We start from the raw sequence: 17296 nt of genomic DNA, 5'->3' as shown, positions 1-17296 counted from the left end.
GCCTCAGTCGGTGCGCGCCGCGTCCGCGAGGACCTCGGCGATGACGTGGTGTGCCACCGTCGCCATCCGCCGGTTCCTGTCCCGGTAGTAGCTCAGCTCCATCAGGGCGATCGACAGGGCCCAGCCGCGGCCCCGCGCCCAGGCGGCGTCGTCCGGCGGCAGCGCGGCCCGGAAGGCGTCGCGCACCTCGGCGGGCAGGACGTACCACGCCACGATGAGGTCGACGGCGGGATCCCCGAGGCCCAGGCACTCGAAGTCGATGACGGCGCTCAGCCGCCCCCGGTGGAGCAGCAGGTTCCCCGGTTGCAGGTCCGCGTGGATCCACACCGGCGGGCCGGACCGCTCGGGGGCGCGCAGGGCCGTCTCCCACGCGGCGGCCGCCGCGGCCGTGTCGATGACGCCGCGCAGGTCCGCGAGGGCGTCGCGGGTCTCTGCGTCCCGGTCCTTCAGGGACCCGCCGCGGTACGAGGGCGGCCCGCCCGCCGGGTCGACGCCCCGCAGCGCCAGGACGAACTCCGCCAGGTCGGTGGCGAGCGCGCCCGGTTCGGCGATCCGGCCGACGACCGGGTTCTCGCCCTCGATCCAGCGGTAGACGGCCCAGCGCCAGGGGTACCCCTCGGCCGGTGTCCCCTCCCCCAGCCGCACGGGCACCGGCACGGGCAGCGAGGGCGCGAGCCTCGGCAGCCACACGTCCTCCTTGGCGACCTCGTCGGCGGACCCCGACTCGCGCGGCAGCCGCACCACCAGGTCCTCGCCGAGCCGGTACATGACGTTGGACGTACCGGCGGAGTCCACCGCCTCGACGGGAAGGCCCGCCCACTGCGGGAACTGCGCGGCGATCAGCCGTCGTACGAGAGCCGCGTCGACGCGCGGGGTGCCGGAGCTCATGGATGCCTTTCCGAGGTGGGTTCCTCCACGTGCGCGGAGGTGTACGGGCGCGCAGGACATCCGAACGCTCCGGGGCCGGGCGCGTCAACCGAAATTCGCCGGGGGAGCGTGCGGTGTCAGCCGCGCAGCCGCGTGTTGAGTCGGGCCGCCTGGCGCGTGAGGTGGTCGCGTTCGGGGAGGGTGGGGGCCGAGCGGGCGGCTTCGGCGTAGAGCCGCGCGGCGGTCACCGGGTCGCCGTCGCGCTCGTGCAGGTACGCCGCGACGGCGGTGTGCCGGGGCAGGGCGGGGTCGAGCTCCGCCAGGGCGGCGAGGCCCGCCCGCGGGCCGTCGGCCTCGCCCACCGCGACGGCCCGGTTGAGGCGGACCACGGGACTGTCGGTGAGGCTCACCAGTTCGTCGTACCACTCGACGATCTGCACCCAGTCGGTCTCCTCGGCGGCCCGGGCGTCGGCGTGGAGCGCGGCGATGGCCGCCTGGGCCTGGAACTCGCCCAGGCGGTCGCGGGCGAGGGCCGCCTGGAGGATGTCGACGCCCTCGGCGATCAGCGAGGTGTCCCACCGGCCGCGGTCCTGCTCGGCGAGCGGTACGAGGCTGCCGTCGGGGCCGGTCCGCGCCGCGCGCCGGGCGTGGTGGAGCAGCATGAGCGCCAGCAGGCCCGCGGCCTCCTCGTGGTGGGTCCTGGCCGCCAGTTGGCGCGCGAGCCGGATCGCCTCGGCGGCGAGGTCGACGTCGCCTGAGTAGCCCTCGTTGAAGACCAGGTAGAGCACGCGCAGCACGGTGGCGACGTCGCCGGGCCTGTCGAAACGGACGCCGGAGACGGTCCGTTTGGCCCTGCTGATGCGCTGGGCCATGGTCGCCTCGGGCACCAGGTACGCGCGGGCGATCTGCCGGGTGGTGAGGCCGCCGACCGCGCGCAGTGTGAGCGCGACGGCCGAGGCCGGGGTCAGGGACGGGTGCGCGCACAGGAAGTACAACTGGAGCGTGTCGTCCACCCCCTCGCCCGGGCCGGGCGCGGGCTCGGCCTCGACGCGCTCCTCGCGCCGCCGCCGCGAGGTGTCGGCGCGGACGGCGTCGAGGAACTTCCGCCAGGCCACCGTGACCAGCCAGCCCTTGGGGTCCCGCGGCTCCGCGTCCGGCCACCCCCGCACGGCCTCGAGCAGGGCCTCCTGCACGGCGTCCTCGGCCGCCGCGAAGTCGGCCCCGCGGCGGACGAGGACACCGATCACCTCGGGCACGAGGTCGCGGAGCAGCGACTCGTTCACTCGGCGGTCGGGCAGTGCTCGCCGTAGACGGGGCGCAGCTCCAGCCACTCGTGGATCGGCTTGCCGCCCGCGCCCGGAGCGGCGGACAGCTCACCGGCCAGTTCGACCGCCCGGTCGTACGTTTCCACGTCGATCATCATCCACCCGGCGATCAGGTCCTTCGTCTCCGCGAACGGGCCGTCGGTGACAGGCGGGCGGCCCTCGCCGTCGTAGCGGACGAAGGTGCCCTGCGGGGAGAGCGCCTGGCTGTCGACGAACTCACCGGTCTTCTCCAGGCGGGCGGCGAAGTCGTTCATGTACCGCACGTGGGCCGTGACCTCTTCCGGCGCCCACTGGTCCATCGGCACGTCGTTGACCGACGCCGGGGCGCCCCGGTAGTGCTTGAGCAGCAGGTACTTCGCCATCGTGAGCTCCTAGGTGAGGTACGGCCCATTGTGGCCGTGTTCCGCTCCTGGGACGGAGCCGCGCACGGGTTCTCGACATCCCCCGCGAAGTTTTTCCGACGGATCTCGCGGCTTTCGCGAGCTAGCCGTGGAACGCCTTGCGCAGGGCTTCGCCGAACGCGCGGGGGTGCGTGGTCAGGCCCGTGTGCCCGCCGGGGAAGCGCAGCAGGTCGGTGCCCAGGCGCTCGGCCAGGCGGGCCGTCGCGCGGTGGGGCAGTTCGCCGTGGGAGTCCTGGCCGGCCGCGAGCACGAGGCGGTCCGCCAGCGTGCGCAGCCGCTCGACGTCCGGGGTGTGGGACATGAACGACGGCACGATGCGCGTCACGAAGTACGGCAGGTCGGCCATCGTCCGCTCGGCCCGCGCCGCAGCCCCGGGCGGCAGTGCGGGCGGCGCCTGGGGCACGGCCTCCGGCGCGGCGGTGGCGCCCTTCGTGAGCCCGGCGGCGAACACGGTCATGGCCGCCATCAGCCCCTCGGCGTGGAAGGTCTCCTGTACGCGGGCGACGAGGGCGCGGTGCTCGGCCGCGTCGGGCAGGAGCTCCACCAGCGGCGGCTCGTGGGCCACGAGGCGTGCGACGCGCTCGGGGTGGGTGCCGAGCAGGTGCAGGGCGGCGATCGCACCCGAGCTGGCGCCGAAGACCCGGGCGGGCCCGGCGGGCGAAAGGCGTTCGAGGAGCCGGTACGCGTCGTCGGCGTGCTCGGCCACGTGCTGCGCGGCGCCGGGATCGTCCAGCGGGCTGCGGGACATGCCGCGCGGGTCGTAGGTGGCGACGGTGTGGTCGGCGGCCAGATCGTCCGCTACGCCGTCGAAGGCGGCCGCGCCGCCCGTCCCGCCGGGTATGAGCAGCAGGAGCGGGCCCCGGCCGCGCACTTCGTAGTGCAGGGTCGCGCCGCGCACGCGCAGGCTGCCGGTGGTCGGTCCGGTCATCGGGGGTCTCCTTCTCGGGACGGGGGCCAGTGCTCCAGGAGGGTGTGCAGGGCGTCGAGGGCGCGCTCCCAGGTCCGCTGCGGCGACCGCTCGTGCGCGAAGGAGCCCGCGGCCTCCAGGGCGACGAAGCCGTGGAAGGTGCTGCGCAGCACCCGGACGGCGTCGGTCAGGTCGGGCTCGGCCAGGCCGTAGCCGCGCAGCATGCCGTACGTCAGCTCGACGGCTCGGCGCGGTCCCGCGGCCCGGGCGGCCAGTTCGGGGTCGATGGGGATCGGGGTCTGCGTCGCCGCGTAGCGGCCCGGGTGCGCGTGGGCGTAATCCCGCCAGGCGTTGGCGAACGCGACCAGCGCGTCCTTGCCGGACCGCCCCACTGTCGCCTCCGCGATGCGGAGGGTCTTCTCGTCCGCCGCGAGGAGCGCGATGCGGCCGCGCAGGTCCTCCAGGCCGCGGACGTGCCCGTACAGGCTCGCGTCCTTCACTCCGAGCCGCCGCGCGACCTGCGACATCGTCACGCGATCGAGGCCGACCTCGTCCGCGAGCTCCGCGCCCGCCCTCGTCACCGACTCCGCCGTGAGCCCGACCCGCACCATGCGCCCTCCCGCTTTCCTAGGGATCCTAGTTTTAACCTAGGGCCCCTAGGATGGCAAACGGAAAGCGCTCCCTTTCCGGCCCGCCTCGCACCGGCCCGGGGCGAGCGCGCGGCCGTCCGGCGATCCCGCCCCTTTCCGCGGGCAGCGCGGCGCACGCCCGGGCCGACGGGCGGGTGCGCGACGCCCACACCTGGTCGCGCCGCCTCACCGAGGCCGCGCACAGCTTCGTCGGGCACGCGGAGGTCGCCTTCGCCCCGCACCACCGGCCGTTGTGGAGCCGGGAGAGGATCACCGAGTTCCTGAGCGTCCAGCGCGACGTGCAGACGCGTACGCGTACCTGAACGACCAGGCCCCATGGCTGATCAACGGGGGCAGGAACGGCCCGGTCGGCCAGGACGCGAGGGCCGTCCACCAGCACTGCCTGGGCTGGTTCGACGGCAACCCGGCGCACCTGTGGACGTATCCGCAGGCTCGGCCCGGCGGATCAGCTGCCGTACGCGGAGGCGGTGTTCGCGTACGGCACGGCTCCGGACCCGGGGTTCCCGCTCGCGGCCCCGGCCGTGCCGCGTCAGGCCCCGGCCACCCCGAGGGCGGGCAGGAACTGGTCGTAGAAGTCCGTCTTGAGCCGCAGGGAGCGCTCCTCCACCTCCTGGAAGCCGTCGGACGAGGGCTCGCGGGCGAGCAGTTCGCTCAGGCGGCGGCCGAGACGGTCGGCGTGGGTGGTGGAGAGCAGGGAGACCCGGGCCAGCGGGTTGGCCTTCGCGTCGTGCGAGTGGTGCGGGTAGTAGAAGCGCGAGCGGTTCTCGCCGTCCCGGGTGAGCAGGGGCCCCATGCGTTCCCACAGGCGTCCGTACTCGACGGACACCAGGATCTCGCCCCAGAAGCGCAGGAGCGTCAGCATCCGCACGTCGGCGTCGGGCTCGGCGCCCGCCTCGGCGATCATTTCGAGGGAGTCGAGGATGACCTTCCGGGTGGTCGCGGAGGGCTTCGACGTGACGATTCTCCGCTGCGGGATGCCCAGTTGGCGCAGGTCCTCGGTCATGTCCTCGCGGTGCGAGCGGGTGTGGCCGTGGCTGTCGGGGTACTCCTCGCGCAGGATGACCCGGGCGATCCGCAGGCTCGCCTCGTCGCTGAGGAGGTCGATGGCCAGGTCGTAGCACGGGGTGAACGCGAGGGACACGAAGCGGCGTTGCAGCAGGACCTCGGCGAAGGCGTCGTCCGGCAGCAGCGCGATGTTCGCGAGCACCGGGTGCCGGTCGAACCGCTCGACCAAGGCGTCCTCGAAGGCGTCGAGGCGGTCGAGCCCGCCCGCTGCGCCCGGCGCGCCGAGCACGCCGGTCACGGCCGCCGCTCCGGCATGTCCTGCACGTCGGTCCGATCCGTTCTGTCGCTGCATGGCCGTGCTCTCTCTTCCCGGGTCACAGGTTGATCCTTCCGACGGATCCGCGCCAGTCGCTCATGTCCACGGCACAGCCGATGCTCCAGAGCGTGTCCACCTCCCGCTGCACCTCCCTGCCCAGCACGGTGGCGCAGCCCTCGATCTCCATCTGGGTGGAGCGGATCGCGAGCCGTCCGTGCAGGAACGAGCTCACCAGGTAGTGCTCGTCGGCTTTGTAGACGGCGACGGACGGCAGGGAGTTGTACACGCGCACTTCGAGGCGGGCGCGGTCCTCGTCGCCCGCGTCGTGCACCAGGGAGGCGAGGGTGGACAGGCACTGCTCGATGTTGGCCCTGACGTCGCCGTCGCGGGCGGGGTCCCGCACCGTGCGCAGGGCCTCGCTGCGCAACCCGGCCACCGGCGACGAGGGGTGCAGGAGCAGGACGCGCACCCGCACCTGGCGCTCCACGAGGGCCTTGCGCAGACCGCGGTCGAACTCGTCGAGGTTCGGTATCCACGTCTGCAGGATGGTCACCTCGCGCGTCGCGCCGTCCACGAGCGTGGCGAACCTGTCATCGGGGAACCGCTCGTGCACCCGCACCACACCGGCGTAGTGCCGCTGCCTCAACTCCTGCGCGAGGGCGTCGATGTCGAGCTTGGACAGCTGCGCGTGCACGTCGTCGAGCACCTTGAGCCGGTCGAACTCCAGGAGCAGGAAGAGCGTGACGGTGCTCAGAATGAGCAGGGTGACCTTGGGCAGGGTGCTCCCCGGCGCCAACTTGTCGAGCCAGCCCAGCAGATCGGCGAGCACCACCACGATGCCCGCCCCGGCCATCACGGCCAGCGCGATCCGCTCGGCCCGATAGCGCATACCGCCCCGCATCCCCCGCTCCCACCTGCCGATCGGCGCCGTCGGCGACGATGCTAGCCGGGGGGCGGGGGCCGCGGAGGACGTTCACGTAGTACGACGACCATCGAAGTTTGACAGTCGTCGTACTTTCGGCTTGGGTGATCCACGGTGCCGCACGGCGCGGCACCCCAACTGGGGGAAGGACGGCGCGTGATGGCCAGGACGGTGCGGTTCCACGAGTACGGCGGAGCTGATGTGCTGCGGATCGAGGACGTGGAGGTCGGCGCGCCCGGCGCCGGTGAGGTGCTGATCCGCGTGGACGCGATCGGGCTCAACCGCGCCGAGGTGCTGTTCCGCGGCGGCCACTACATCGAGTCGGCCAAGGAGTTCCCCGCGCGGCTCGGCGCGGAGGCGGCGGGAGTGGTCGAGGCCGTCGGCGCCGGGGTGACGGGCTTTCGGACCGGCGACGCGGTCAGCGTGGTGCCCGCCTTCTCGATGAACGACTACGCCGTCTACGCCGAGCGCGCGCTCGTCCCGGCGGCCGCGCTGCTGCACCGCCCCGAGGGCCTCGACGCGGTCGCGGGCGCGGCGGTGTGGATGCCCTATCTGACGGCGTACGGGGCCCTGGTGGAGATCGGGGGGATGCGCGCCGGGGACACCGTCGTCCTGACCGCGGCCTCCAGCAGCGTGGGCCTCGCCGCGATCCGGACAGCCCGCAGGGTGGGTGCCGTGCCCATCGCCACCACCCGCACCGGCGCCAAGAAGGAGGCACTCCTCAAGGCGGGCGCCGCGGCTGTCGTCGTCACCGAGGAGGAGGACGTCGTCGAGCGGGTGCGCGCCCTGACGGACGGCCGGGGCGCCGAGTTCGTCTTCGACGCCATCGCCGGTCCGGGAGTGGTGGACCTGGCGAAGGTCGTCGCCCCCGGCGGCACGCTCTTCCTGTACGGGGCGCTGAGCGGCGAGGTCACCCCGTATCCCGGCTTCGACCTCGGCATGCCCGCGCTGAACATCCGCACCTACACCCTGCACGAGCTGACCACCGTGCCCGAACGGCTCCGCCGCGCCGAGGCGTTCGTCGCCTCCGGCCTCGGCACGGGTGCCTTCGAGCCCGTCGTGGACCGCACCTTCCCGCTGGCGGAGATCGCCGACGCGCACCGCTACATGGAGGCGGGCCGCCAGGTGGGCAAGATCGTCGTAACCGTGGACGGGCACGAGGGCGACGGGGGCGCCACCGCTTAGCCGTTCCGGGCGGAGCCACCGGGCCGGGCCGCGGCCGGGGTGGCTCCGCCGGGAGGGGCTGGTAGCGCTCCGCCCGGAGGGGACGATGGCGCTCCGCCCTCCGGGGCCGTCCGGAAGTCCCCGGGCGTCCACCCCGTCGTGCGGTGGAAGAACTTCCCGAAGTTCGCCGCCTCGTCGAAGCCCAGGCGGCGCCCGATCGCGGCGGCGCTCAGATCGGTGTGGACCAGGAGCCGCTTGGCCTCCAGGGCCACCCGCGCGTCGATGACGGCCTTCGCGGGGCGCCCGGTCGCGGCGAGGCAGGCCCGCGTGAGCGTCTTGGGCGTGGTGGCGAGGCGGGCGGCGTACGCGGCGACGGAGCGTTCGGCGGCGAAGCCCTCCTCCACGGCCGCGCGGAAGCGGCCGAAGAGCTCGCCCGGGCCGACCGGGGCGGGCTCGCCCTCCGGCTCCGGCAGCAGCGCGATCCGCAGGAGCAGCGCCGCCAGGGTGTGGCGCAGCAGATCGGTGCCGAGGTCGCGCGCCCCCTTCTCGTAGGTGTCATGGGCGTCGGCCAGCAGCTCCGTGAGGCGCGTGAGGTCCCTGAGGTCGGTCCCCCGGGCGCGCCAGTGCGCGGGGGCGAAGGGGTCGTCGAGGAGCGGGCCGATCCGTAGGGGCGGCGGGAAGTCGGGCGTGAACAGCACGAGGCGGGCACGCAGACCCCGCTCACGGGCGTGGGCGTGGACCTGGCCGGGCCTGATCCACAGCAGGGTGCCGGGGCGGCAGTCGTGGCCGACGAAATCGACCATGTGGGTGCCGTGGCCCCGCGTGACCAGGACGAGCAGGTGGAAGTCCAGGCGCTGCGGCCCGGCGCCACCCTGTTCGGGCACGTTTTCGCGCTCCTCGGCGAGCGTCCGTACGTCGATGCCGAGGGCCGGGCAGTGCGGGTTGCGATAGCTGATGTCGCTGATCGGCGCCGCGGGCGGTTGTCCGTTTTTGACCATGTCTGCTCCCGAACATACCTCGTGTTCCGGGTGGGGCGCAGAGAGTGTGGAGGGGTGCCGGAAAGCCCTCCGGCCCCGCAACGGGAGGACGGCCGAACGCCTTCCCCCCTGGCATCGCCCACGGAGGCCGCGATGACCCTGACCTCGCTCTCTCCCTCCGCCCCGCCCCGGGCGCCCGCCGTACGCGGCCGTCTCCTGCTGGCGGCGCTCGGCGCGGCCCCGGCCGTCGTGCTGCGGCTCGGCGGGGCCGAGCCCGGCCCCGTCGTGGGCATGCTGGTCTTCGGCCTCGGCGTGCTCGCCGCCGCCGTGCTCCTGATGTGGGCCGCGGAGACCGCGCGCGCCGACATCTCCGGCGCGCTCGCCCTGGCGCTGCTCGCCTTCATCGCCGTCCTGCCGGAGTACGCCGTGGACCTGTACTTCGCGTACACCGGCGGCAGCGACCCCGCCAACGCGGCGTACGCGGCGGCGAACATGACCGGCGCCAACCGGCTCCTGATCGGCGTGGGCTGGCCCCTCGTCGCCCTCGCGGGCTATCTGGCGGCCCGCAGGAGCGGGGCCCGTCCGGCCGAGGCGAGCACCACGCTCGGCGCGCACCGGCGCGTGGACATCGGCTTCCTCGCCGTGGCCGCGGTGTTCGCCTTCGTGCTGCCCCTGACCCGGCAGATCGCCTGGTACGTGCCGCTGCTCATCATCCCCTGGTACGGCTTCTACCTGTGGCGCGTCGCCCGCTCGGGCCCCGGTGAGGACGAGGAGTTCACGGGCGTGCCGGCGCGGCTGGCCCGGCTCCCCCGGCGCCGGCGCAGGCTGACGACCACGGCGCTGTTCGCGGCGGCGGCCGCGGTCATCTTCGCCGCCGCCGAGCCCTTCGCGACCTCGCTGATCTCGGCGGGCGGTTCCCTGGGCGTCGACCGGTTCCTGCTGGTGCAGTGGGTCGCGCCGCTCGCCACCGAGGCGCCCGAGCTGATCGTCGCGGTCGTCTTCGCCTGGCGGCTGCGGGCGGACGACGGGCTCGGGGCGCTGCTCTCCAGCAAGGTGAACCAGTGGACGCTGCTTGTCGGGCTGCTGCCCGTGGCGTACCTCCTCGGCGGTGGCGGCTTCGGGATGCCGCTCGTGGGGCGCCAGGTGGACGAGGTCGCGCTGACGGCCGCGCAGACGGTGCTCGCCGTCGTCATCCTGCTGGACCTGCGCTTCCGGCTCTGGGAGGCGGCCACGCTGTTCGGCCTCTTCGCCGCCCAGTTCCTGCTTCCCGCGGAGAGCGCCCGCCTCGTCCTCACCTACGTCTACCTGGGCCTGGCCGCCGTCCTCCTCGTGCCACGGCTGCGGCACGCGGCGCCGTCGCTGCGGGCGATCGGCGGCCGGTGAGCGACCGCTGCCGCGGCGCACGCCGTTCCTGGAGGCCCTCACCCGTCCCGGAACACCCGCGCCGGATCGACCCGGGCCAGGGCCGCGGTCCTGTCCAGGCGCCAGCCGCGCTCGTACGCCTCGGCGAAGCGCTCGGCTCCGAGCTCCGCCCGGCCGCGGCCGCTCACCGCGCCGACCTGGGGGTCGGTGGGGTCGTGGGCGCCGCGCAGCCGGGCCGCCGCGCCGAGCAGGACGGCGGCCTCGTCGAAGCGGCCGCGCAGCACGGCGAGGCCCGCCACGGTCACCGCCACGATCGCCACGACCGGCATGTCCCGGCTGCTGACCGCCATGGCGTACGCCCGGCCCAGTGCCTCTTCGGCGCCCGGGCCGTCGCCGAGCGCGAGGCAGAGCGCGCCCCGCAGGGCACCGAGCACCGCCTGGCTGTGGTCACCGCCGAACAGGGCCCGCTCGGTGCGGGCGGCGTCGATCGACTCGACCAGGTCGCGCGCTCGGGGCAGCGCTCCGGTGCCCATCGACAGAGCGGCTTCCCACGCGTCGAGCAGCACGGCCGTCCCGGGCAGCGCCGAGCGCAGCACGCGCTCCCGGGCCGCGGCGATGGTCTCGGCCGCCCGCCCGGGCTCGTCGAGCCGCACGTACAGGTCGATCAGGCGCAGGTCGACGTAGACCTCGTCGGTGAGGCTGAGCGAACCGAACGCCCCGGCCAGCCGTTTGGCCTCGTTCAGGTCGGCCACGGCGCCGTCGAGGTCACCGTCGTACTGCCGCGTCAGCGCGTGCAGGGGCAGCGCCCTGGCCAGGCCCCAGCGGTCGCCCGCCCGGGTGAAGCACTCCAGGGCGGCCCGCACGTCGCCGCCCACTTCCTCGAAGCGGCCGTCGTTCTCGGCGAGATGGGCCCGCAGCAGACGGGCCATCCCGGCCGTCCACGCGTCGGGCGCGGCGGTCAGTTCCGCGAGGACCGTGGCGGGCACCTCGGTCCCGACGAGAGGGGCGAGGCCGACCACGGTCAGGACGCCGCAGAGGCCCGGCAGGTCCGGACGGCTCAGCAGCTCGGGGCGGCTCAGCAGGCGGCCGACGAGCGCCCGCAGTTCCTCGCGCCGCTCCTCGGGCCAGTGGCCGACCCGCTCCCCGCCCCGGGGGACGAGGGTGTTGAGCACCAGCAGCCCTTCGGCGACATCGCGCCGCACGTTCGGCCGCCGGACCGGCAGGGCGACCGCCTCGGCCAGCCAGTAGGCGGCGTCGGCGTGCCGCCCGAGCATCTGCCAGTACCAGCTCAGGTCCAGAGCGAGGGTGAGCGCGCCCGCGGCGTCGCCGGTGGCGCAGAGATGGCGCAGGGCGGCGAGCACGTGGGCGTACTCGGCGTGCAACTCGTGCAGCGCGTCGAGCTGCACGGGGCCGCGGAGCAGCGGGTCCTGGTGGGCGGTCCACGCGGCGAAGTGGCGCGCGGCGAGGTCGCGCACGCCGGTCAGCACGCCCTGCTCGGCCAGCCGCTCCTGGCCGTACTCGCGGAGGGTCTCCAGCATCCGGTAGCGGCCGGTGTCCGGCGCCAGGTGCAGCAACGACCGGTCGACCAGGGCGGCGAGCAGCTCCGGGACCTCGGCGGCGGGCACCGGGACGCCCGCGCAGACCGCGGCCGCCGAGGCCGGGGTGACGCCGCCGGGCAGGACCGAGACGCGCTCCGCGACCGCGCGGGCGTCAGGCCCGAGCAGGTCCCAGCTCCACGCGATGACCGCGCGCAGCGTGCGGTGCCGGGGCAGGGCGGTCCTGCTGCCGGTGGTGAGCAGCCGGAACCGGTCGGAGAGCCCGGCGGCCAGGCCGGTCAGGGACAGCGTGCGCAGCCGGGCCGCGGCCAGTTCGAGGGCGAGCGGCAGGCCGTCCAGGCCGCGGACGACGCGCAGCACGTCGTCGAGGTTGTCCTCATGGACGGCGAACCCGGGCCGCACGGCCGCCGCCCGCTCCGTGAACAGGCGCACCGACGGCGCCCGGCGGGCCTGCTCGGCCTCCGCGTGCGGCCCGGGCAGGGCGAGCGGGCCGAGCGGGACCAGCGCCTCGCCGTCGACCGCGAGGGGTGCGCGGCTCGTGGCCAGGACCCGCAGCGCGGCGCAGCGGGTCAGCAGCGCCGTGACCAGGTGCGCCACGGCGTCGATCAGGTGCTCGCAGTTGTCCACCACGAGCAGGCTCTCGCGGCCGTCCAACTGGTCGACCAGTACGTCGAGTTCGTCGACCCGGTGGCCGCGCGGCCCGGCCGGGGCCGCGAAGAGCGCCGAGCCGCGCAGCCCGGTCGCGGCCAGCAGGGCCGCGCCGACCTTGGCGGGCTCGGTGACGGCGGCGAGGTCGATCAGCCACACGCCGTCGGGATGGGCGTGCCGGTGGCGCCGGGCGGCCTCGACCGCCAGACGCGTCTTGCCCGCGCCGCCGGGGCCGACCACGGTCACCAGGCGCCCGGCGGCGAGCAGGGCGTCGATCCGGGCGAGGTCGTCGTCGCGGCCGATGAAGCTGGTCAGCGGCGCGGGCAGGTTGCCGCTCCTGATCCGGGTGGTGTCGGGGGCGGGCCGCTCGGCGCGCAGCAGCGACAGATGGCGTGCGCTCAACGCGGCGCCCGGCTCGGCGCCGAGGGCGTCGGCCAGGCTCTCGCGGACCCGCTCGTACAGGGCGAGGGCGTCGGCCTGGCGCCCCTGGGCGGCGAGCGCGTCCATGAGGAGCGCGGCGGCGCGCTCGTGGACGGGGTGTTCGGCGAGCAGCGCGGCGAGGCGGGCGGCGGCCGCGTCGGCACGGCCGAGGGCCAGCTCGGCGTCGGCGAGGTCGGTGACGGCCTCGACCGAGGCGTGGGCAAGGCAGACCGCGACGGCGGGCGCCACCGCGGCGACGGCCGCGGGTTCGGTGCCGGGTCGGTCGCCCCACAGCGCCACGGCCTCGCCGAGCAGGCCCGCCGCGCCGGGCAGGTCACCGGCGCGCAGACGGTCGCGGCCCGCAGCGGCGAGGTGTTCGAAGCGCAGCGCGTCCACGTCGGCCGCGTCCACGGCCAGGTGGTAGCCGCCCGCGAGCCGCGTGACGGCACCGGCCGAGCCGAGGGTCCGGCGCAGCCGCGACACCAGGGCCTGGAGGGCGTGGCCCGGACCGGACGGCGGATCCTCGGCCCAGATCGCGTCGATGAGGCCGCTCGCCCCGACCGCGTCGCCGCCCGCGAGGGCGAGCCGTGCGACCAGGGCCCGCGACCGGGCCGCGTCGCCGCGGCACACCTGGAAGGCGCCGAGCAGTGTGACACGCAGCCGTGTGCCGCTGACGGCGCGGACTGGCGAGCCCGTTGTGACACGAAGCCGCGTCCCCCCGTTCATCCTCCGATCCTCACACACGCGCGGGCGGTCCCTCACGTCAGGGCCGCGCCCCCGCGCGCGCTCGTCAGCACCGTGTGTGCCCCGTGTGAGGGGCCTTCAAGAGCCTTGGTACATCGCCGGAAACCGGCTTCGGACAGAGGAGTTTCGTCATGCACGAGGTGGTGATCGTGGGCGCGGGCCCGGTCGGCCTCTTCCTGGCCTGTGAACTGGGCCTCGCGGGCTGCTCCGTCCTCGTGCTCGAACGGGAGCCGGAGCCCGGCTCGCCGGGGCGGGCGTACCCGCTCGGGATGCGGGGCCTGTCCCCCGGGTCGGCCGAGGCCTTCCACCGCCGCGGCATGCTGCACCCCTTGCTGGCGGCGTCGGGCCTCCACGACACCGTCGGCCAGGACACCGATGCTGACGAGCCGTCACCTCCCCGTGGCGTGGGCCACTTCGCCGGCATGGTGCTCGATCCGGCCAAGGTCGACCTCGCCGCCCTGCCGTTCCGGTTCCCCGGCCCCGCGGCGGACGGCCTGCTCACGCACCTCGAAGCGGTCGAGGGGGTGCTGGCCGAGCGGGCGGACAAGCTCGGTGTGGAGATCAGGCGGGGCGTCACGGTCAAGGACGTCGTACAGGACGACGGGAGCGTGGTCGCGCACACCGACGAGCAGGCGTACGAAGCGCGCTGGCTCGTCGGCTGCGACGGCGGGCGCAGCGCGGTGCGCGGTGGCGCGGGCTTCGCGTTCGTGGGCACCGAACCGCAGTTCACCGGCTACGTCATGCTCGCCGATGTCAGCGACCCCGACGAGCTGGCCATGGGGATCCATCTGACGCCGCAGGGCATGTACCTCCGCTTGTCCGCCGGGCACATCGGCGTGCTGGACTGCGACGGCGGCGCGTACGACCGGACCCGGCAGCCGACCGCCGACCACCTCCAGGCCGTGCTGCGGCGCGTGTCCGGCACCGGTGTGACGCTGGGCGCCGTCCAGCGCGCCTCGACGTTCACCGACCGGGCGATGCAGGCGACGACGTACCGGCGCGGGCGCGTCCTGCTCGCGGGGGACTCCGCGCACATCCACTCCCCCACCGGTGGCCAGGGGCTCAACCTCGGCATCGGCGACGCCATGAACCTGGGCTGGAAGCTCGCGGCGACCGTGCGCGGCCACGCGCCGGACGGCCTCCTCGACACCTACACCCGCGAACGGCATCCGGTCGGCGCCCGGGTGCTCGACTGGACGCGCGCCCAGGCGGCGGTGATGAGGCCGGACCCCCACGGCTGGGCGCTCCGGGAGGTGCTGCGCGACCTGCTCGCGACCCGTGACGGCACGACTCGCGTGTTCGAGCGGGTGTCGGGGACGGCGATCCGCTACGACCTCGGCGACGAGCAGCCGCTGGTCGGCCGCAACGCCCCGGAGTTCCGTCTCGAGAACGGCACCCGCCTCGGCGAGTTGCTGCGGGACGGGCAGGGCGTCGTGCTCGATTTCAGCGCCGGCAGCCGTCTGCGGGACGCGACGGCGGGCCGACGGGACCGACTGCGGTACGCGGCCGGGGCCGCGCGGAACGACCTCGGTCTTGACGCCGTGCTCGTCCGGCCGGACGGCGTCATCGCCTGGGCGGGCGCTCGCGGCTTCGGCCCCGCGGACGTCGAAGGGTTCGAGCGGGCCGCCGACAGGTGGTTCGGCGCGTCGTGACGTCCACAGGCGGTACGGCACCCGACTGCCGGGCGCCGGGCCCGCGTTCGCCGGTCTCTGCGCGGCGAACGCACGGAGCACCGACCGGGTGAAGGACGGCGTGCGCCCGGCCCGTTCTCGCGGCGCCCACGGGCCCTTCAGAGAGCGATGAGCCCCGCGGGCGTGGGCCGGAACCCGCAGGCGTCGAAGTAGAACGGCCCCAGCTCGTCGTCGAAGTCGACGTGCAGCCACTCGCACCCGGCCGCCCGGGCGCGCCGCGCGGCCTCGGCGACGAGCCCGGCGCCGACCCCGGAGCGCCGCCGCCCCGTGGCGACGACCGTGTCCAGGACGAAGGCGTGCACGCCGCCGTCCCACGCCACGTTCACGAAGCCCACCAGGTCGTCGCCGTCGCGCGCGCAGACCCAGCCGAGGCTGTGGCGGCGCACCTGGCCGAGCCAGTCGAGGTCCAGGACCGGGTGGCCGAAGCCCTCCGCGTGCAGCGCGTTGACGGCCGCGTTGTCGAAGTCACCGCGCCATGCGTACGTGATCGTCATGGCGCCGAGGCTCTCACGCGCCGCCGGACGGCCCCACCGTGCCCCACCCCACCCCACCGTGCCGTGCCGTGCCGTGCCGCGTCTGCGAACCTCACCGTTCCCCCGCCGAAGCGCGACGCCCCTGACTAAAGTCAGAGAATGGCTGACGACGCACAGATCGCCCGGGTACGCCGCTTCAACCGCACCGTCACCGAACGCGTGGGCGTGCTCCACGACCACTACCTGGGCCTCGACCGGCCCATCGGAGAGGCCCGGCTGCTGTGGGAGATCGGTGAGGACGACGACGGGCGGGACGTACGACGGCTGCGGGAACGGCTCGGGCTCGACTCCGGGTACATGAGCCGGCTCCTTCGCGCCCTCGCGGCCGACGGGCTCGTGACCGTGCGGCCGAACCCGCGCGACCGGCGGGTCCGCACCGCCCGGCTCACCGCCGCGGGACGCGCCGAGCGCGCCCTGCTGGACCGCCACAGCGACACCCTGGCCGGGGCCCTCCTCGAACCGCTCAACTCCGCGCAGCGCGGCAGGCTCGTCGCCGCGATGGCCGAGGTGGAGCGTCTGCTCACCGCCGCGACGGTCGCGCTCGACGCCGTCGACCCCGGCCACCCGGACGCCCGCTCCTGTCTGACGTCGTACTTCGCCGAGATGCGGGAGAGCTTCGAGACGGGCTTCGACCCGGCGCTCAGCCTGCTGCCCGACGCGGGCGAACTCCGGCCGCCCCACGGCGTGTTCCTCGTCGCGCGGCTGCACGGCGAGCCCGTGGGCTGCGCCGGTCTGAAGCTGCCCGCCGACGCGCCCGCGGAGATCAAACGCATGTGGGTGGCGCCCCGGGTGCGCGGCCTCGGGCTCGCCCGCCGGTTCCTGGCCGAGCTGGAGGACCGTGCCGCGCGGCACGGCCACGACCGGGTGCGCCTGGACACCAACAAGGCCCTGACGACGGCGATCGGCCTGTACCGCGCCTACGGCTTCGAGGAGGTCGCCGCCTTCAACGACGAGCCGTACGCCCACCACTGGTTCGAGAAGCGGGTCACCGGGCGCGCCCCGGAGGAGGCTCCCGGGCGGCGGCTCACGTAGACCTGGCGAACGGGCGCGGCGACGGCCGGGCCGCCGCGGGCACCGGCGCGGACCGGAACAGCGGCATGGCGAGCGCCACCGGAGGGAACGCGCGCGGCTCCCCCGCGGACCGTCGCGGCGCCCCCGCGGGCCGGGCCCGGTCGCGCGGGCCCGGGCGGCCGTCGGCGTGGACCTGGAGGGCGCGGTCGGCCGCGTGCAGCACCTCGCAGTGGCGCTTGGCGCGCTTCCAGGCCTGGCACCACTGTTCCCACGCGCTGCCCGTCACGTCGCACACGTGCAGGAACGCGTAGAGCTGCTGGAGGTCGAACATGGACGTGCCCGCCAGCATGCGCCGCACCGTGCTGTGCGGCAGTTCGCCGTGGTCCCCCGCACGGTGCTCCATCTCGTCCATGGGCATCGCCCCGGCCTTGTAATAGAGCTGCTGCAGGGCGTGGATCAGCTCGCCCTTGTCGTACACGCGGTCAGGACGCGGCACGCGCGCGCCCGGGTTCCGATGCCGGTGCTCCGCGTAGCGGGCCGCGCGCCACAGCCTCCGGGCGTGGGTGACCGAGGCCCCGCAGGCCCGCGCGTACGCCTCCACCACCGGGAGGCGGGGGATCCGGGTCCCGGTGGTGGCCCGCGAGAACGTGGTGTCGCAGAAGGCGTGCGCGGCGCGTCCCGCCAGCTCCCGGTGGGTCAGGCCCGCGGCGTGCCGCTGGGCCCGCAGCCACTGGGCCAGCTCCTCCAGGCGCGCGTTGGCGGTGGCCACCGGCCGCTCCGGGCGTCCCACGGCCGCC

16 protein-coding genes and 1 pseudogene are annotated in these 17296 nt (G+C 75.0%); 6 read left to right on the top strand and 11 right to left on the bottom strand.

Going from position 1 to position 17296, the window contains the following annotated elements; genetic code table 11:
- Positions 1 to 3: 3 nt before the first annotated feature.
- The 5 genes from AC5WAM_RS38890 to AC5WAM_RS38870 all read right to left on the bottom strand — a co-directional run bounded on the left by AC5WAM_RS38890 (position 4) and on the right by AC5WAM_RS38870 (position 4111).
- Positions 4 to 888 carry an aminoglycoside phosphotransferase family protein gene (locus AC5WAM_RS38890; RefSeq protein ID WP_495520511.1) on the bottom strand — a complete coding sequence of 295 codons (885 nt, stop codon included), beginning with the start codon at positions 886 to 888 and terminating at the stop codon, positions 4 to 6.
- Positions 889 to 1004: 116 nt separating this feature from the next.
- Positions 1005 to 2150, bottom strand: coding sequence for an RNA polymerase sigma factor (locus AC5WAM_RS38885; RefSeq protein WP_495520510.1), 1146 nt, complete (start codon positions 2148 to 2150; stop codon positions 1005 to 1007).
- Complete coding sequence (locus tag AC5WAM_RS38880) at positions 2147 to 2554, bottom strand: YciI family protein (protein WP_366795038.1); 408 nt, start codon at positions 2552 to 2554, stop codon at positions 2147 to 2149. The genes AC5WAM_RS38885 and AC5WAM_RS38880 overlap by 4 nt, the downstream gene beginning before the upstream one ends.
- 121 nt (positions 2555 to 2675) lie before the next feature.
- Positions 2676 to 3521: an alpha/beta fold hydrolase gene (locus AC5WAM_RS38875; protein WP_495520509.1), complete on the bottom strand. Its 846-nt coding sequence runs from the start codon at positions 3519 to 3521 to the stop codon at positions 2676 to 2678.
- Positions 3518 to 4111 carry a TetR/AcrR family transcriptional regulator gene (locus AC5WAM_RS38870; protein WP_495520508.1) on the bottom strand — a complete coding sequence of 198 codons (594 nt, stop codon included), beginning with the start codon at positions 4109 to 4111 and terminating at the stop codon, positions 3518 to 3520. Before AC5WAM_RS38870 ends, AC5WAM_RS38875 begins: the two co-directional genes overlap by 4 nt.
- A 50-nt stretch (positions 4112 to 4161) precedes the next feature.
- Here AC5WAM_RS38870 and AC5WAM_RS38865 point away from each other — a divergent pair, with 50 nt between their 5' ends.
- Both AC5WAM_RS38865 and AC5WAM_RS38860 read left to right on the top strand, forming a co-directional pair.
- Positions 4162 to 4452 carry a hypothetical protein gene (locus AC5WAM_RS38865; protein ID WP_495520507.1) on the top strand — a complete coding sequence of 97 codons (291 nt, stop codon included), beginning with the start codon at positions 4162 to 4164 and terminating at the stop codon, positions 4450 to 4452.
- Positions 4383 to 4589 (top strand): annotated as a pseudogene (locus AC5WAM_RS38860) (alkyl sulfatase dimerization domain-containing protein); the annotation flags it as partial. The gene AC5WAM_RS38865 and the pseudogene AC5WAM_RS38860, both read left to right, overlap by 70 nt.
- Positions 4590 to 4679: 90 nt before the next feature.
- Here AC5WAM_RS38860 and AC5WAM_RS38855 read toward each other — a convergent pair.
- Both AC5WAM_RS38855 and AC5WAM_RS38850 read right to left on the bottom strand, forming a co-directional pair.
- On the bottom strand, positions 4680 to 5453 hold the full coding sequence (locus AC5WAM_RS38855; RefSeq protein WP_495520506.1) for a hypothetical protein: 774 nt from the start codon (positions 5451 to 5453) through the stop codon (positions 4680 to 4682).
- Between the two features lie 76 nt (positions 5454 to 5529).
- The gene (locus AC5WAM_RS38850; RefSeq protein ID WP_366795032.1) at positions 5530 to 6360 is read right to left on the bottom strand and encodes a hypothetical protein; all 831 of its coding nucleotides are present in this window, start codon (positions 6358 to 6360) and stop codon (positions 5530 to 5532) included.
- Positions 6361 to 6552: 192 nt separating this feature from the next.
- On the opposite strand from AC5WAM_RS38850, the gene AC5WAM_RS38845 reads away from it, so the two are divergent.
- The gene (locus tag AC5WAM_RS38845) at positions 6553 to 7578 is read left to right on the top strand and encodes a zinc-dependent alcohol dehydrogenase family protein (RefSeq protein WP_495520505.1); all 1026 of its coding nucleotides are present in this window, start codon (positions 6553 to 6555) and stop codon (positions 7576 to 7578) included.
- Here AC5WAM_RS38845 and AC5WAM_RS38840 read toward each other — a convergent pair.
- A complete protein-coding gene (locus AC5WAM_RS38840) occupies positions 7575 to 8555 on the bottom strand; it encodes a helix-turn-helix domain-containing protein (RefSeq protein ID WP_366795031.1) in 981 nt (326 codons plus the stop codon). The two genes, AC5WAM_RS38845 and AC5WAM_RS38840, sit on opposite strands and share 4 nt — an antisense overlap.
- A gap of 132 nt (positions 8556 to 8687) precedes the next feature.
- Here AC5WAM_RS38840 and AC5WAM_RS38835 point away from each other — a divergent pair, with 132 nt between their 5' ends.
- Positions 8688 to 9917, top strand: coding sequence for a calcium:cation antiporter family protein (locus AC5WAM_RS38835; RefSeq protein ID WP_495520504.1), 1230 nt, complete (start codon positions 8688 to 8690; stop codon positions 9915 to 9917).
- 38 nt (positions 9918 to 9955) lie between these two features.
- Here the strand turns inward: AC5WAM_RS38835 and AC5WAM_RS38830 are convergent, their stop codons facing one another.
- The gene (locus AC5WAM_RS38830; RefSeq protein WP_495520503.1) at positions 9956 to 13246 is read right to left on the bottom strand and encodes an ATP-binding protein; all 3291 of its coding nucleotides are present in this window, start codon (positions 13244 to 13246) and stop codon (positions 9956 to 9958) included.
- A gap of 149 nt (positions 13247 to 13395) precedes the next feature.
- Between AC5WAM_RS38830 and AC5WAM_RS38825 the strand changes: the two genes are divergently transcribed.
- Positions 13396 to 14916, top strand: coding sequence for an FAD-dependent monooxygenase (locus AC5WAM_RS38825; protein WP_495520502.1), 1521 nt, complete (start codon positions 13396 to 13398; stop codon positions 14914 to 14916).
- Between the two features lie 137 nt (positions 14917 to 15053).
- Here AC5WAM_RS38825 and AC5WAM_RS38820 read toward each other — a convergent pair whose 3' ends face one another.
- Positions 15054 to 15449 (bottom strand): GNAT family N-acetyltransferase, encoded by a 396-nt coding sequence (locus AC5WAM_RS38820; RefSeq protein ID WP_366795027.1) that lies wholly within the window; start codon positions 15447 to 15449, stop codon positions 15054 to 15056.
- A gap of 138 nt (positions 15450 to 15587) precedes the next feature.
- Between AC5WAM_RS38820 and AC5WAM_RS38815 the strand changes: the two genes are divergently transcribed.
- Entirely contained in the window at positions 15588 to 16520 is a 933-nt protein-coding gene (locus AC5WAM_RS38815) for a bifunctional helix-turn-helix transcriptional regulator/GNAT family N-acetyltransferase (protein ID WP_495520501.1), read from the top strand.
- Here the strand turns inward: AC5WAM_RS38815 and AC5WAM_RS38810 are convergent.
- A complete protein-coding gene (locus AC5WAM_RS38810; protein ID WP_495520500.1) occupies positions 16513 to 17289 on the bottom strand; it encodes a helix-turn-helix domain-containing protein in 777 nt (258 codons plus the stop codon). The genes AC5WAM_RS38815 and AC5WAM_RS38810 overlap by 8 nt on opposite strands.
- Between the last annotated feature and the right edge of the window lie 7 nt (positions 17290 to 17296).

The sequence above is a fragment of the Streptomyces sp. JLYT201 genome, from assembly GCF_059448825.1.
Note: the sequence above shows the minus strand (reverse complement) of the source record. Positions and strands in the feature narration are given on the sequence as shown.